Origin of the sequence: Corynebacterium sp. P3-F1 (genome assembly GCF_030503635.1) — a bacterium.
GTDB lineage: Bacteria > Actinomycetota > Actinomycetes > Mycobacteriales > Mycobacteriaceae > Corynebacterium.
Map to the genome: position 1 here is coordinate 2056361 of NZ_CP129965.1, position 15642 is coordinate 2072002.

Consider the following 15642-nt stretch of genomic DNA (forward strand, 5'->3'; position numbering starts at 1 on the left):
TGGCCTAGCCTCGGCGGGTCACCAGTGTCACGCCGGAATCGAGGGGCAGCCGCGTGACGACGGCCCCCTCAAGCCCATCCACCAGTTCCTCCGCCTCGCGGGCGGCGAGGGTGCCGCGGTCTTTGCGGGTGGGGTCGGTGATGGTGGCGTCGAGAAGCGAGCCTGCGAGAACGAGTGTCCCGCCGGGGGAGAGCAGCGGCCACGCGGCTTCGACGACGGCGGGCAGGTCGACGGGGTCAACGGCGGCGTAGACGAGGTGGTACGCACCCGCAGCCAAACGGCCAAGCACGTCCAATGGACGCGACGGCAGGAAGCGCGCACGCGAGCTGCTGAACCCGGCATCGCGGAACGCGGCCTTCGCGCGTGCTTGGTGGTCCGCCTCCGGGTCGATGCAGGTGAGCGCGGCTTTCGCCGGCAGGCCGGCGAGAATGTGCAATCCAACAACTCCGGCGGCAGGCGTCATCGCGACAGCGCCTGTAACACCGGCAGAGGTCGCGCCGGTACCCGCTACGCCAGCACTGCTCCCGGCGCTCCCGGCAGCGGCCAGGGTGCCCAGCAGGGAGCCCACCGCGACGCTCGGGGTGGGGAGGGAGTATTCGGAGGCATCGGAGCGGGCGTCGATAAGCGTGGTGTCCTGCTCTTTGGCCGTGATGTACTCGTTGAGGGAGGTAAATGCTGAATCGCTCACACGAATATCCTACGAAATGCACCCCGGCTGTGCGGGAACCAGCGCGGTACGCAACAATAGTGGACATGCAGGACGTGACGGGCACCGCAGCTTTCGATGCCGGACATGGCGCCATGCCCAGCTGGGGCGAACTCGTCGAAGAACACGCCGACAGCGTCTACCGCCTCGCATTCCGCCTATCCGGCGATCAACAGGATGCCGAGGACCTCACCCAAGAGACGTTCATGCGCGTGTTCCGCAACCTGAAAACGTACAAGCCCGGCACCTTCGAGGGGTGGCTGCACCGCATCACAACGAACCTCTTCCTCGACATGGTGCGCCACCGCAGCAAGATCCGCATGGAGGCACTGCCGGAGGACTACGAGCGCGTGCCCGGGACAGCGCCGACCCCTGAGCAGGTCTACACCGCCGCCAACCTCGACCCCGCGCTTCAAGCCGCGCTCGACGAGCTGAGTCCCGAGTTCCGCGTCTCCGTCGTGCTCTGCGACGTCGTCGGGATGAGCTACGACGAAATCGCCAAAACGCTCGGCGTCAAAATGGGCACCGTCCGCTCGCGCATTCACCGCGGCCGCAGCCAGCTCCGCGCGTCGCTCGAAGCCCAAGCTATCTCCAGCGAAGCCGCGCGCGAGCTCATCCGCGCGAGGTGACAGCCGTGCCCACGTTCGATTCCATCGACCACCTCAACTACGAAGCGGTCGCCGCGCTTATCGACGACGAACTGTCCCCCACCGCCCTCCACCGCGCCCACCAACACCTCGCGCAGTGCCCCGACTGTCGCCGCGAAGTAGCGCAGCAGCAAGCAGCCGCTGAAGCAGTCCGGGAACACAACACCGACGGATGTCTGCGCGCGCCGCGGTCGCTCGTCGAGAGGCTGGCGCACCTTGATGACGCTTCCCGCGACACGCGCCCATCCCGCGACGCTCAGAACACCCAAGACACCCAGGATGCGCACGATTCCAGCGAGATCCGGGGGACCACATCAGCCGGCACCCCTAATTCTGGCCGGAAATGGCCCATAGCCTGGAGCCACTTGCGTGACCGGCTAAAGTGAAGTCGTGTTTGACTCAATCGGCTGGGGCGAAATCTTTGTCGTCATACTTGCGGGACTTATCATTATCGGTCCCGAGCGCTTGCCCGGAGTCATCATGGACGTACGAGCCGCGTTATTTGCGGCGCGGCGCGCGATTAACGATGCGAAGGAAGAACTCTACGGTGAGGAGTTCGAAGAGTTCCGGAAGCCGATAAGCACCGTCACGGAGTACGCGGCGATGGGTCCGAAGCGCGCCATCGCCAAAGCGCTTTTCGACGAAGACGGCGATTACCTCGACCAGTTCGACCCCCGCCGCATGATGAATGAAGATCCTGTAACCGGCAGTGATGCTGCTGCTGCTGCCGCCGCAGCAGCCGCGGGCAGTGATCGGACGTCAGCCGAGGGCAAAGATGGGGCATCAACCGGTGGCAGCACTACGGTGCCGTCGCAGACACAGCAGTCCGTAGCGTCGTCGCAGCCATCATCACCTACGTCGCATAGCAATGCCGGGGCACCTGACCACTCGTCGACCGCCGGTGGCTCATCGAAGGCCGAGCACACGGGGACTGTCGGAGTCAATGGCTCGAGTGAAGCGGCAGTGCCTCGTCCGCCCCGGCGTCGGCGACGTCAGCCGGGCATCAATCCGCCGCCTTCTGAGTTCAACCCATCTGCCCAGTCCAGCGGAGGCGGCTTCTCGTGGGCTGACGTGACTTAGTCCTTCCGGCCGGCCAGCTTCGTCCTTCCAGCGGGGCGGGCGAGGTGCGCAGGCGCGGAGTTTAGTTCCGTGTCACACCGAGGTTCAGGCTCTTGCCGGCGAGTGAATCCCGGCGGATCTTAAGTTTCCCTGCAATGTCTGCGATTGCCTTCCCGGACGGCGAGTCGGGGGCTTGCAGAGCAATGGGGGTGCCTGCGTCGCCTTGGACGCGCAGTTGGGGGTCGAGGGGGACGGAGCCGAGGAGGGGGACCTCGGAACCGGTTATCGCGGTGAGGCGCTCGGCGACCAGCTCGCCGCCGCCGGTGCCGAAGATGTCCATGGTTGATCCGTCGGACATCACCATGGCGGACATGTTCTCGATCACACCGGCGACACGTTGCCCAGTCTGCTGCGAGATGGAGCCTGCGCGCTCAGCGACTTCAGCGGCGGCGGCCTGCGGGGTGGTCACGATGAGCAGCTCCGCATCCGGGACCAGTTGCGCGACGGTGATGGCGACGTCGCCGGTCCCGGGCGGAAGATCCATGAAGAGGACGTCAAGTTCGGACCAGTAGACATCGGCAAGAAATTGCTGGATCGCGCGGGTAAGCATTGGTCCGCGCCACACCACAGGCGCGTTGCCCTCGACGAACTGGCCGATGGAAATGTGGCGGACGCCGTGGGCGATTGGGGGCATGAGCATCTCGTCCACAACCGTCGGCCCCTGGTCCGCAGAGCCCATCAGGCCCGGGATGGAGTGGCCGTAAATATCGGCATCGAGAATTCCGACGGTGAGTCCCTGCGCCGCGAGCGCCGTAGCCAAATTCACGGTCATAGACGACTTGCCCACGCCGCCTTTACCCGACGCCACCGCATACACCCGAGTCGTCGACCCGGGCTGGGAGAACGGGATCACCGGTTCGGACTTGTCGCCTCTGAGGCGCTGGGCGAGGCTGCGGCGCTGCTCGTCGCTCATCGTGTGCATGGTCACGCTGACTTCGCCCACTCCGTCGAGCTCCTCGAGGACGGCGCGGACGTTTCCTTCGATGGTGTCGCGCATCGGGCATCCGGCAATGGTGAGGTAGATGCCGACGGCGACGTCGCGGCCGTCGATACGCACGGATTCAACCATGTCCAAATCGGTGATCGGTTTGCCGATCTCCGGGTCGTCTACACGCGAGAGCGCGTTACGGACAGCTGCTTCTGAAATCGGGGTTGTGTCAGTCATCGTCCGTAAAGTATATGGCTTGCGCTCTTGCGGTAGAAGACCGCACTACACTCGTGTAAGCAACCGAAAGCGAATAGAAGGAAGAGCACACATGAGCCAGCCTAACCCTGCACCTTCCAGTGCCCCCGCACAACGTCGCAACGACGCAGGCCTTCAGCGGCCCTCCGGCTGGCCCGTTGGAAGCTTCCAGAACTACGCCGACGCCCAAGCTGCCGTCGATGGGTTGTCCGACCACCAGTTCCCGGTGGAGAACATCACCATCGTTGGTGTTGATCTCGTGCAGGTTGAGCGTGTGACTGGCCGCCTCACGTGGGGCCGCGTTCTCGCCGGCGGCGCCCTGTCCGGACTGTGGTTCGGTCTTTTCGTCGGCTTGCTATTCGCCCTGTTCACCCCGGATGTCTGGCCGGCCCTGCTGTCCGCTCTGGTCATCGGCCTCATCTTCGGTCTCGTCTCCGCGGCTATTGGCTACGCATTTACCCAGGGACGCCGCGACTTCTCGTCCGCCACCACCATTGTTGCCGGCCGCTACGACATTCTTTGCGAGCCCGCGAACGCCCCTCAAGCCCGCGACCTGATCGCCCAGATGGGCCCGCGCCCGTCCCAGAACCAGACGAGACAGCGGGGTCAGCAGAAGCCGCAGCCGCAGCCGCATCCGGAGCAGCCTCAGCCGACACAGCAGCAGGAACCGCAGCAGGCACAGCCGGTACAGCCGGTACAGCGACAGCCGCATCCGGAGCAGCGGACGCAGGAGCCGACCCTGCGGAATAACCAGCTCGACGTCCCGCGTGACGGCACCCAGGACTAATGCGCATCCCCCACGCAAAACGCGCAGTGGCCGGGTTCGTTGTCGCAACGGCAGCGCTCGGCGGTCTCACAGCGTGTGCACCAGCTGAGGAGCCGGTGAAGATCGCCGTGGACCCGTCGGATCCGGAGCAGATGGTGCTTGCCGAGATCTACCGCCAGGTGGTGGAGTTGGCGGGTAGGGAAGTGGGGATCGTCGGCAAGCAATTTGCTGATGACGGTGAGAAGCTGGATGTCCTCCAAACCCGCGAAGCGAATTTCGCGGTGATGTGCGTGGGTTCGTTGGTTGTCGCGGCGAACCCCGGGGAGACGGAGACGCTCGAGGCGAAGAAGAAAGAGGCCGACGAGGCGGATTCGAACAACGTGGACCTCGCGCTCGCTACCTACGATGCGGCGGTAGGCACATTGCCGGGCAGCTTCACGACGATCGACCCTTCCCCCGCCCAAGGTTGCTCCCACGCCGAACACGCTGATCTGCCCCAGAACATCATTCCTGTCTTTCGAGAGGGGCTTTTCGACCGTGGCGTCCGCAACGCCATGAGCAAAGCCACCCGCGCCCTGGCGACTAATGATTTGGAGGAGCTCGTCGAGAAGACTCAGGAAGACGGCGACCCCGGTGCTGCCGTCAATGAGTGGATGCAGGAGAAGACCGGCATGGGCTCCGAGTTGCAGCGAATCGTTGACGAGGGTCAGGCGCGCGAAGCGTAGGCAGCACCTCACACTGCTTCGTGAGACGCGTAGCCTGAGCTGTCGTTTCCGTGCATGCCGATGCGGCCGCGGGGTGTGTTTCGCCCCCGGCCGTGCGGTGCGTCTGTGGTTGTTGCTGCCCCCCGCCCCCAGCACCCGCTCTTGGCACCGGTCCCTCGCTGACCGGGCTCATTGACCTGACTTGCTTTCCGGTTTTTGGCGTGGGTTTTGGCCCCGTCCCCGTTTGTTGTGTGTGGGGGTGGGGTCGTTGGTGTCGGTGTCTGCCTCCCGCTGAGTCTTCCCCCTGTCAGCGTGTCAGTGCTGCCTTCCGCTGGTTATTCCTGTTGTTTTCCGAACAGTAGGTGCATCGCTCCGTATTGGTGGGTGGTGTTCGCCACCGGTGTCCCCCTCGGTGAGACCCATACGGGTGTGCCGCCCCGGATCTGTATCCTGCCCCGGTGTTGATGTGCGGGGTCGTCGTCGTTGGTGCGGTTGTGATACCTGCACAAGATGGACAGGTTGTCCATGTTCGTCGGTCCGCCCCGTGCCCACGGTGTGACGTGGTGGACCTCGCAGTTATCCGCCGCGTGCCGGCACTCCGGCACCGGGCAGGTCGTCAACGTCGCCCGGGCTAAATCCCGCTGCTTCTGGTTCGCGAACCTGTGACCGGTGTACAAGTTCACCGGTCCTGCCTGCGGGTGGAACAACGCCACCTCAAGATCCTCCCCGCAGAACCGGGCCAAATATTCCGCACCGGTCATCGTGGTCCCATCCGACAACCCCACAACGGTCTCATCACCCTGCCCGGCAAGAATCTTCGTGTGCTCGTCCAACGGGACAACCACCAGCGGGCGGGGAACAGCATCGGCGACACCACCGTCGCCTTTCAGGATGCCGGTGAGTGCTTCATACATTTGCGGGCCCGCAGGACGCCGCGGATCAAGACCCTGGCGCAGGGCGTATTCCAAAGCGGCGATATCGCGCTCGTGACCGGTGGCGGTAAACGACCGTGTGCCTTTTCTTGTTTTGCTGAACCGGACCGTGGACTCCGGTGCTGGCTTGTCCAGATCGGGATCAGGGATGATGTCTTTGGCCCGGCGCTTGAGTGTGTCGTAGTTGCCCCGCACCGACAACAGCGCACGGCGTAGCCGCCACTTCTCGGACGGGTCTGACACAGCTTTGAGTTGGTTTTCGATCAGTACCAACTGATCCAACGACTTGTCCGTCTCACGGGCAGCACGCACCGCCTGGGCTTGCTTCCGGGTGAACCGGGTCGGGCCGAAATAGACCCGGTGGAGTGTGTCCCAGTCGTTGATGGTTGCAGGTTTGACGCCGGCAGCACGAGCTGCCTGACGGTCGAAACCAACCAGGATGTCCAACGGGCTACCAAGAGAATTCAAAAAAGCGTCAAACGTGGTCACGCCCCACACGCTAAAACGAACCCGCCAACCAGGAAAGGACACCACCCTGACACCTGTGGACAACTGCGTTGACACGTCAGCTTACTGTGGTAAGCGTCATGCAAGCCGAAGAAGAAACCACCCCTTGACAAGCACAAACAGAGAGGTTCCACCGAACAACGACGAAGGCACCACGAAACCGCAGAACGGCGTGGACAAAAACGCGGTTCCACCGGGCGGGAAGAAAAGATGGCGGGAGCGACGTCGCGGGCACCCCCTGTCAAGAAGACACCACCTCACCGCAGAAAGGCGCGGTGAGGTGGTGGGGGGAGGGGGTTAGGCGAAGGCTTCGTCGATAAGCGCCTTCTCTTCTTGCTGGTGGATCTTGGCCACGCCGGTTGCCGTGGTGGTCATTGCGCGGCGGGAGACGCGGCGCATCGGCGGGAGGTCGTCCACGAGGTTGGCCAGGTGCTCGTTGTAGAACGGCCACGGGCCCTGGTTTGCGGGCTCGTCCTGGACGAAGCGGACTTCCTTGGCGTTGGGGTAGTTGGCGAAGGCCTTGTTGAGGCGGTTGAACGGGATCGGGTGGAGCATCTCGATGCGGATGATGGCCACGTCTTCGCGCTCGTCCTTCTGGCGGCGCTTTTCCAGCTCGTAGTAGATCTTGCCGGAGCAGAGGATGATGGTGGTCACCTTGTCGGCGTCGCCGATGACCTTGTTCTTTGCGTCGACGATGTTGGGGTCGTCGATGACGGAGCGGAAGGACTTGGACTCGATGAAGTCGGCGGGCTGGGAGACGGCAGCCTTGTTGCGCAGCATCGACTTCGGGGTGAAGACGACGAGCGGGCGGCGCATGTCGCCGAGAGCTTGTCGACGCAGCAGGTGGAAGTGGTTTGCCGGCGTCGACGGCTGTGCGACGGTCATGGAGCCTTCGGCGACGAGCTGCAGGAAGCGCTCGATGCGTGCCGACGAGTGGTCCGGACCCTGGCCTTCGTAGCCGTGCGGGAGCAGCATGATCAGGCTGGACAGCTGGCCCCACTTGGTTTCGCCGGAGGAGATGTACTCGTCGATGATGGTCTGGGCGCCGTTGGCGAAGTCGCCGAACTGTGCTTCCCATGCGACGAGTGCGTCCGGGTTACCCACGGTGTAGCCGTATTCGAAGCCGAGGCCGCCGAACTCCGTGAGGGCGGAGTTGTAGATGCGGAATCGGCCGCCGTTGCCTTGCTCGATGGCGTGAGCGTCGAGCGGGTTGTACTGCTCACCGGTGTTCGGGTCGAACAGGACACCGTGGCGTTGGGTGAAGGTGCCGCGCTTGGAGTCCTCGCCGGCGAGGCGGACGAGTTTGCCTTCTGCTGCGAGGGAGCCGAAGGCGAGCAGTTCGCCCCATGCCCAGTCGATGTTGCCGTTGTCGAAGGAGCCGCCGCGGGATTTGATCACGGACTTCAGGCGCTTGTTGGCGGTGAAGTCGCCGGGCAGGTCGGCGTAGGCGTTGGCGAGCTGCTTGAACATCGCTTCGTCGATAGACGTGTCCAGGCCGCGGGTGAGCGACTGGGACTCGGTGATGCCGTGCTGCTCGGCGGGGGAACCGCCGTCTTCCTTGACGTCGTTGAACACGGAGTCCAGCTGGTCGTGGAAGTCCTGCTTAGCGATCTCGGCTTCGTCCTCGGTGATGTCGCCGCGGCCGATGAGGTCCTTGGTGTAGCGGGTACGCACCGACGGGTGGGATTCGATGCGGTCGTACATGAGCGGCTGGGTCACGGACGGGTCGTCGGCCTCGTTGTGGCCGCGGAGGCGGTAGCACAGCAGGTCGATGAAGACGTCTTTGCCGAATTCGCGGCGGTATTCAGTGGCCAGCTGGCCGACCCATGCTGCCGCTTCGGGGTCGTCGCCGTTGACGTGGAAGACGGGGCAGTCGAAGCCCTTGGCCAGGTCGGTGGCGTAGTAGGAGGAGCGGCCCTGGTCCGGGGTGGTGGTGAAGCCGATTTGGTTGTTCACCACGATGTGGACGGTGCCGCCGACGTCGTAGCCCTTGAGCTTGGACATGTTCAGGGTTTCCTGAACGACGCCGAGGCCGGTGAAGGAGGCGTCGCCGTGGAGCATCATCGGCACGACGGAGTGGTCCTCGACGTTCTTGCCGTGGTTGATGATGTCTTGCTTCGCGCGGGCGATGCCGACCATGACGGGATCGACGGCTTCCAGGTGGGACGGGTTGGCGGCGAGAGTGACCTTGATGTCGCCGTCGCCGAACATCTGGATGTGCTCGCCTTCGAAGCCGAGGTGGTACTTGACGTCGCCGGAGCCGCCCTGCTGGGCGGGCTGCAGGTTGCCTTCGAACTCGCCGAAGATGGTCTTGACGGGCTTGCCGACGATGTTGAACAGGACGTTCAAACGTCCACGGTGCGGCATACCGATGACCACTTCGTCGAGGCCCTGGCCGGCAGCGGTGTCGATGACGGCGTCCATGAGCGGGATCAAGGTCTCGGCGCCCTCGAGGGAGAAGCGCTTCTGGCCGAGGTACTTGGTCTGCAGGAAGTTCTCGAAGGCCTCTGCGGCGTTGAGTTTCTGCAAGATGTACTTCTGCTCGGCGTTGGTCGGCTTGGGCATGCCCACCTCGATGCGGTCGCGCAGCCATTCGCGCTCGTCGCGGTCCAGGACGTGGGTGTATTCGGCACCGACGTGGAGGGTGTAGGCGGCGCGGAGGCGGGTGAGCACCTCGCGCAGCGTCATGGTCTCCTTGCCGCCGAAACCGCCGACGTTGAAGGTGCGGTCGAGGTCCCACAAGGTCAGGCCGTGGGTTTCCAGCAGCAGGTCGCGGGAGTCCGGCTTGGGCAGGCCGGGCTGGTGCCAGTGCAGCGGGTTCGTGTCGGCCATGAGGTGGCCGCGGGAGCGGTATGCCTCGATGAGGTTCATCACGCGGGTGTTCTTGTCCACACCGCCGTTAGGAATGTCCTGGGCCCAGCGCATCGGGGCGTACGGGATCTGCATGGCATCGAAGATCTCGTCCCAGAACTTGTCGTCGTTAAGCAGCTGCGAGATGTCGCGGAGGAATTCGCCGGACTCTGCACCCTGGATGACGCGGTGGTCGTAAGTGGAGGTCAGGGTGGTCAGCTTGCCCACGCCGAGTTCGGCGAGACGGTCCTCGGACGCACCAGCGAATTCGGCCGGGTAGTCCATCGCGCCGACACCGACGATGGTGCCCTGGCCCTTGGTCAGGCGCGGGATGGAGTGGCGGGTGCCAATGCCGCCCGGGTTGGTCAGCTGAATAGTGACGCCCTGGAAGTCTTCGAGCTTGAGCTTGTTCTTGCGGGCGCGGTCGACGATGTCCTCGTAGGCCTTGACGAACTGGTCGAAGGTGAGGGTCTCGCACTCCTTGATGGCGGCGACGACTAGGGCGCGGCTGCCGTCCTTTTGAGGGAGGTCGATGGCCAAGCCCAGGTTGATGTGCTCGGGCGTGACCACGAACGGCTTGCCGTCCTTGACGGTGTAGTTGACGTTCATACCCGGGTGGAGCAGGGCGGACTTCACGATCGCCCAGCCGATGATGTGGGTGAACGAGATCTTGCCGCCGCGGGTGCGCTTGAGGTGGTCGTTGATCTGCGCACGGTTTTCGAACATGAGCTTGACCGGCATGTCGCGCACGGTGGTGGCCGTTGGGACGGTCAGGGACTCGTCCATGTTCTTCGCGATGGCCTTGAAGGTGCCCTTGAGCTGAGTCTCGCCAGCTTCCGGGAGCGGCTTCAGGCGGTCCATCGGGGAGTGCTTGGTCTTCTTCTTGTTGGCCGGCTTCTGGGACGGTTTGGGCACCTCGTTGACTGCGGTGTCGACGCGGGTTTCGCGGCCGTCCTGGCTCGGGGCACCGGTAGTCTCGGCGACCTTGGTTTCGGTCCGTGCCTTGTGCGGCTGGGAGTCCTGGACCGCTGCCTTCTTGGCGGCGGGGGAGACGAGCGGGGTGGCCTGGGTAGCGCCGGCGTCGCCCTTTTTGTCGAACAACTCGCGCCACTCGTCGCCGACGGAGTCCGGATCGTTCTTGTACTGCTGGAACATCTCATCAACCAGCCAGTCGTTTTGGCCGAATGTGCTCTCGCTGCTCACGGCAGGTACTCGCCTCATTTCCTAAGTTCTACGTGTGTTTTTGCTTGATTTTCATCAATGGCTAACAGCCCACAATACTGTATATTTTCCGCCCTGCTGGAGCAGGTCGGCGTGGGGACCGTTCTCAATGATACGTCCTTGGTCAATCACGAGTATTCGGTCGGCCTGCGCGGCGGTGGCGAGCCGGTGGGCGACGATGATGGAGGTGCGTCCGGAGGTGGTGTGGGCGGAGGCGTCGAGGACGGCGCGTTCGGTGGCGGGGTCGAGGGTGGCGGTGGCTTCGTCGAGAAGCACGACATCGGGCTGGAGCATTTCGGCGCGGGCGAGCGCGATGATTTGGCGTTGACCGGAGCTTAGGCCGCGGCCGCGTTCGCCGACGCGGTGGTTGAAGCCGCCGGGGATGGCGGCGATGATGTCGAGCGCACCGATCCGCCGCACGGCGTCCTCGATCTCACGTTCCGTCGCGTCGGGTGCGCCGTAGGCGATGTTCTGCGCGACGGTGCCGGGGAATAGATAGGACTCTTGAGGTACCTGTGCGAGCGCGCGCCGCCAGTCGGCGAGGGGGAAGTCGCGGATGTTCGTGCCGCTCGCGGTCACAGCGCCCGCCACAGGATCGTAGAAACGGGCGAGCAGCTTGATGACGGTCGACTTGCCCGCCCCCGTCGCCCCCACCAGCGCGACGGTTTCGCCGGGCTGGAAGGAGGCGGTGACACCCGATAGCGCGACGGGCGAAGAGTTGCTCGGGCTGTCCGCGCTGGGCGGTTCGGCTTCATCGGTGGAATCGGTTACATCGGCGCTCGTGGTGGTGTCCGGTTCAGCGGCAGTGGAAGCGTCGGTTGCGGCGTCGGGGCGGGCGCCGTAAGAGAAGGTGACGTCGTTGAGGGCGAGTGCGCCGCGGGCGGCGTCGGCCGCGCCCGGGGAGGTGCCGGTGTCGGGCACGGTGGTGCGCTCGTCCATGAGCTCCCGGATGCGGTCGAAGCTGACGGTGGCCTGCTGCCAGGAGTCGAAGATTTGGCCGAGCTGTTGGATGGGGCCGTAGAGCTGGCTCAAGTACATGGTGAAGGCCACGAGAACACCGACGGATAGGGTGCCGTCGGCGATGCGTCCCGCGCCGATGCCCACGATGATGGCCGTCATGAGTTGGGAGATCAGCTGCATGCCGTTGAAGTAGGTGGCGACGAGGAGCTGGGAGCGCATGCGGAGGCGTCGATAAGCCTCGCTCTCGGATGCGAAGTGGGCCTCGGCGGACGGCTCCATGCGGTGCATTTGGCTGATCCGGATGCCGCCGATGAGTTCTGCGAATTCTCCGTTGACGGCGGAGATCTGCGCGCGGGCGGCGGCGTGGAAGCGCTTGGAATAGTGGCGGAACACCACGGTGATCACTGCGATGACGGGCACGGCGTAGAGCGCGATGAGGGCGAGCGAGCCGTCGGTGGCCACGAGCATCGCGGCGACCCCGATGAGGGTGCCCACGGAGACGATGGCTTGGGCGAGGCCCGTTTGCAGGAAGCTGGACAGGGTGTCGATGTCCGTGGTCATTCGGGTCATGATCCGGCCTGACAGGTGGGATTCGAAGTAGCTCATGCCCAGGCTCTGCAGGTGGGCGTAGCTGCGCACGCGCAGGCCGTAGAGGAGGCGCTCACCGGAGCGGGCGGAGAGAACGGTCATCGCGGCATTGGCACCCCACGCGACGAGCACAACAACGAGCGCAGCCGCGGCAACCACCCACAACGTGTGGGGACTGCCAGCTTGAATGCCCTTATCGACGGCCGCGCGCACCAGCGTGGGGAAGCTCAGGTCCGCGAGCACACCCACCACCAGCAGGCCCGTGACCGCGGCGACGAGCCACTTCACCGACGCGAACATCTCGCGCAGACTCGCCGGGATTGTCCCCTTCGGCTCCTCATCGGCGGGAGGGAGGTGCTCGAGGCGCTCCATCAGCTCGGGAGTCGCGGTGACTACACGTGCGCCGCCTCCGCCGCCCCCGCCGCCGCGGGGTCCTCCGCCGACACCACCCCCGAGACCGCTGCTGGCGGAGGGCGCGAGCACGTGCTCGCGGGGTGCATTGTCACCGAGGTCCGGCCACAGTTCGTCGTGGGAGGGCTCGCGAGCACCCGGGGGAGCTGGGGCACCGGTGCCGGCTGGGACGGCAGAAGCGCCCGCGATCGACTCGTCGGCGGGTGCCATGAGAGCAATGTAGGAGGGGTGGGAGAGGGCGGGGGCCAAGGGGGCGTCGATAAGCAAGGTGCCGGTGTCCATGAAGATTACGCGCTGCGTGTGCTCGACCGTGGACTGGCGGTGGGCGACAGCGATGATGGTCACGCCCGGGAGGTTGTCGCGCAGGTTGGCCAGAATGTCGGCTTCGGTGGCGGCGTCGATGGCGGACGTTGCGTCGTCGAGAATGAGCACGCGGGGGCGCGAGAGGAGGGCGCGTGCGAGCGCGATGCGTTGGCGCTGGCCGCCGGACAGCGTGAGACCGCGCTCGCCGACAACGGTGCTGTAGCCCTCGGGAAGCGCGGCGATGAAGTCGTGGGCGCACGCCATGCGCGCGGCGTGCTCGATCTCGGCGTCGGTGGCCTCGGTGCCCATGGCGATGTTGTCGCGGATGGACAGCGAGAAAAGGAAGGCCTCATCGAAAACGCACGTGACTTTGCTGCGGATGCTGTCGTGGGTGAGTTCGTTGTACGGGAGCTCCCCGTCGGGCGCGACCAGAGCGACGTGCCCGCTGTCAGGGGTGTAGAACGCCCCGGCGAGCTGCACGGCCATGGACTTTCCGCTGCCTGCGGGTCCGACGACGGCGACTTGCTCGCCGGGCGCCACCGTGAAGTCGACGTGGTCCAGAACCGTGCGGCCACCGGTGATGAACGTGACGTCGTTGAACGCGATCCCGATCGGGCCCTCTGGTACGTCGCGGGGATCGGCCGGGTCTGGGCGCTCGGGCGCGAGCTGGAGGACATCGTCGAGCCGGTCCACGCCGCTCATTCCCATCTGGAGGGTGACGTACGTGTTGGCAAGCATGGACATCAGCGACGTCAGCGAGCTCAGGTACGCGGTGAATGCGACGAAGCCGCCGACCGTCATCCCACCGCCCAGGGCGATGAGGCCGCCCGCGACGATGGTGACCACGAGCGCCAAGTTGGGGAGTTGGCTCAGTGCCGGCTGGAAGTGCGCGGTGAGCTTGGCGGCGCGCATCTTCACGGCGTACAGATGCCGCGCCAGGCCGTCGAGGACGTCGACCTCGTGCTCCTCGCGGCCGAAAGCTTTGACCACGCGCACTCCGGAGACTGTCTGCTCGACGTGGCTGGTCAGGTCCGCCGCGGACTGCTGGTTCGCCCACGTCGCGGCGTAGAGCGACGTGCGTGAGCGGTTAGCCACCCACACGATCACCGGCAGGAAGGCCAGCGCCATCACCGTCAGCGGCAGGTCCACCCACGCCATGACTCCGACGGTAAGCACCAGCTGGACGAGGCGGGACAGTGCCATGGGGCTCATCGCCAAGACGGAGAACAACTGGCCGAGGTCGGTGATGGACCGGGAAACGATTTGCCCGGTGACAATGTCGTCCTGCCCCGGGCCGTCGAGGCGGTGGAGCGTTTCAAGCAGCTCCACGCGCACATAATGCTGGGAGCGTGTGGCCATGTTGCCCGCGGCCCAGCGCCGCAGCACCTGGAACGCGAATTGAGCGACGGCGATGCCAGCCATCGCCCACGCAATCCGGGCGACAGATCCCTCGCGGGCGCCGGTGGCCACGTCGATGGCCGCGCCCGTCAACCCCGGCAGGGATGTCTGCAGCACCGCCGCGATCACCGCGGTGATAAGCGTTAGCGCCGCGAACCCCGGGTTGGCCTTAAGCGACCGGGTGATCAGGTGGCCGCGCACCAGGTCGGCGGCACGTGCAAATGTGTTGATCCGCTACTCCTTCGACGCGCGTGCGTCATCGCCTTCGGGCGTGCTGTGTGCGTCTTCGGTGTCGTCCTCGGCGTCGTCCTCGCCGTCGCGGTTGCGGCCGAAGATGTCCAGGATGGCCTTGACGCGTGTCTTGGTGGCCTTCTCCGCCTCGTCGAATTCGTCCTCCACCTCTGACTTGGCGGGCAGCTCGTTCTGGAAGCTTGCCGGCGGCTGGCCTAAGTTGGGCCCGACACCCTCGATGACCTTCTTGGCCAGCGCCCGGTTGGCCATGGTGCCGGCCACGGCGCCGATGCCCAGCGGCATCAGTTTGCCGATCCACATGCGGCGCAGCCGGCGCTTCATGGACTTCACCAGCTGCCGGGTGAGCAAGCTATTGGCCTGGTTCAAGGTGGGGCCGGAGAACTTGGACAGCATCGCGGCGGACGGGACCTTCTGGGCATCGGGACCGACGAGGGTGTCCACGATTGCGGCGCCCTGGGAGCCGGACAGGACCATGAGGACGATGGCGCGGCGGCGCTCCGGGTCGGAAATGTCCACCCCGCGCAGGTAAGCGGAACCGACGGTGTAGATGGCTGCGAGGTCCACGAACACGAGCGACTCACCGGCGATCGCGGCGGCACCGGTGAAGAAACCGATGCCCGGAACAGCGGCGGCGCCACCTGCGCCGGCACCGGTGCCGGAGGCGGCGTAGAGGAAGTGCTTGTCCATGATCGCCTGGATCTCCGCGGGTGACGCGTCCGGGTTGGAGCGGCGCAGGTGGTCGACGTACGCGCGGATCACGCCGGACTGCAGGCGCACAGCCCGATCGAGCCCCCGGATGAAGGACCGGCCCATGAGGTTCGCGTTCTTCTCGACCGTCGCGGCGTCCATCTGGCCGGTCGCTGCGGCGGCCTTGTTGTTGCGGTCCTTGCGTTTACGGAAGAGGGCCATCGTGCGGATTCTCCTTGTGGGCGCATCGCTGTTCCGCCCCGGTGCGGTGGTGCGGTGCAGCGACTGCGCGGTGTGAGGTTGGTGCGGGATGCGGTGAAGCATCGTCGGCCGTGAAAGAGCCAATGCACACCAATCTATCGGAGGAGTAGATGGGCCGTCGTAGCCGGACCGGCCGCATTGGCCCAC

General features: G+C 65.2%; 10 protein-coding genes and 1 pseudogene. 5 read left to right on the forward strand and 6 right to left on the reverse strand.

The features are described 5' to 3' along the window. Positions 1-4 precede the first annotated feature (4 nt). Positions 5-688 (reverse strand): O-methyltransferase, encoded by a 684-nt coding sequence (locus tag QYQ98_RS09820; protein WP_302006684.1) that lies wholly within the window; start codon positions 686-688, stop codon positions 5-7. 65 nt (positions 689-753) lie between these two features. Between QYQ98_RS09820 and sigE the strand changes: the two genes are divergently transcribed. Genes sigE through QYQ98_RS10105 form a run of 3 tightly spaced genes read left to right on the forward strand, consistent with a single transcriptional unit; the run spans position 754 to position 2433 of the window. Then, on the forward strand, positions 754-1335 hold the full coding sequence (gene sigE, locus QYQ98_RS09825) for an RNA polymerase sigma factor SigE (protein ID WP_302006685.1): 582 nt from the start codon (positions 754-756) through the stop codon (positions 1333-1335). Between the two features lie 5 nt (positions 1336-1340). Next, positions 1341-1739 carry a zf-HC2 domain-containing protein gene (locus QYQ98_RS09830; RefSeq protein ID WP_302006686.1) on the forward strand — a complete coding sequence of 133 codons (399 nt, stop codon included), beginning with the start codon at positions 1341-1343 and terminating at the stop codon, positions 1737-1739. 4 nt (positions 1740-1743) lie between these two features. Further along, positions 1744-2433 (forward strand): Sec-independent protein translocase TatB, encoded by a 690-nt coding sequence (locus QYQ98_RS10105; RefSeq protein ID WP_367881629.1) that lies wholly within the window; start codon positions 1744-1746, stop codon positions 2431-2433. Between the two features lie 61 nt (positions 2434-2494). Here QYQ98_RS10105 and QYQ98_RS09840 read toward each other — a convergent pair whose 3' ends face one another. Beyond that, positions 2495-3637, reverse strand: a complete 1143-nt coding sequence (locus QYQ98_RS09840; RefSeq protein WP_302006687.1) for an Mrp/NBP35 family ATP-binding protein — start codon at positions 3635-3637, stop codon at positions 2495-2497. 91 nt (positions 3638-3728) lie between these two features. Here QYQ98_RS09840 and QYQ98_RS09845 point away from each other — a divergent pair. Beyond that, a pseudogene (locus QYQ98_RS09845) lies at positions 3729-4223 on the forward strand (general stress protein); the annotation flags it as partial. Between the two features lie 218 nt (positions 4224-4441). Then, positions 4442-5146: a hypothetical protein gene (locus QYQ98_RS09850; protein WP_302006689.1), complete on the forward strand. Its 705-nt coding sequence runs from the start codon at positions 4442-4444 to the stop codon at positions 5144-5146. Positions 5147-5460: 314 nt separating this feature from the next. On the opposite strand, the gene QYQ98_RS09855 is transcribed toward QYQ98_RS09850, so the two are convergent. The 4 genes from QYQ98_RS09855 to QYQ98_RS09870 all read right to left on the reverse strand — a co-directional run bounded on the left by QYQ98_RS09855 (position 5461) and on the right by QYQ98_RS09870 (position 15579). After that, a complete protein-coding gene (locus QYQ98_RS09855) occupies positions 5461-6546 on the reverse strand; it encodes an HNH endonuclease signature motif containing protein (protein ID WP_302006692.1) in 1086 nt (361 codons plus the stop codon). A gap of 315 nt (positions 6547-6861) precedes the next feature. After that, positions 6862-10617 (reverse strand): multifunctional oxoglutarate decarboxylase/oxoglutarate dehydrogenase thiamine pyrophosphate-binding subunit/dihydrolipoyllysine-residue succinyltransferase subunit, encoded by a 3756-nt coding sequence (locus QYQ98_RS09860; protein ID WP_302006693.1) that lies wholly within the window; start codon positions 10615-10617, stop codon positions 6862-6864. Between the two features lie 54 nt (positions 10618-10671). After that, complete coding sequence (locus QYQ98_RS09865; RefSeq protein WP_302006695.1) at positions 10672-14496, reverse strand: ABC transporter ATP-binding protein; 3825 nt, start codon at positions 14494-14496, stop codon at positions 10672-10674. Positions 14497-14529: 33 nt separating this feature from the next. Next, complete coding sequence (locus QYQ98_RS09870; RefSeq protein ID WP_302006697.1) at positions 14530-15579, reverse strand: hypothetical protein; 1050 nt, start codon at positions 15577-15579, stop codon at positions 14530-14532. Positions 15580-15642 lie beyond the last annotated feature (63 nt).

Coding starts and splice junctions, on each gene's coding strand:
- sigE (WP_302006685.1), top strand. CDS start 754: ATGCAGGACGTGACGGGCACCGCAGCTTTCGATGCCGGACATGGCGCC.
- QYQ98_RS09840 (WP_302006687.1), bottom strand. CDS start 3,637: ATGACTGACACAACCCCGATTTCAGAAGCAGCTGTCCGTAACGCGCTC.
- QYQ98_RS09850 (WP_302006689.1), top strand. CDS start 4,442: ATGCGCATCCCCCACGCAAAACGCGCAGTGGCCGGGTTCGTTGTCGCA.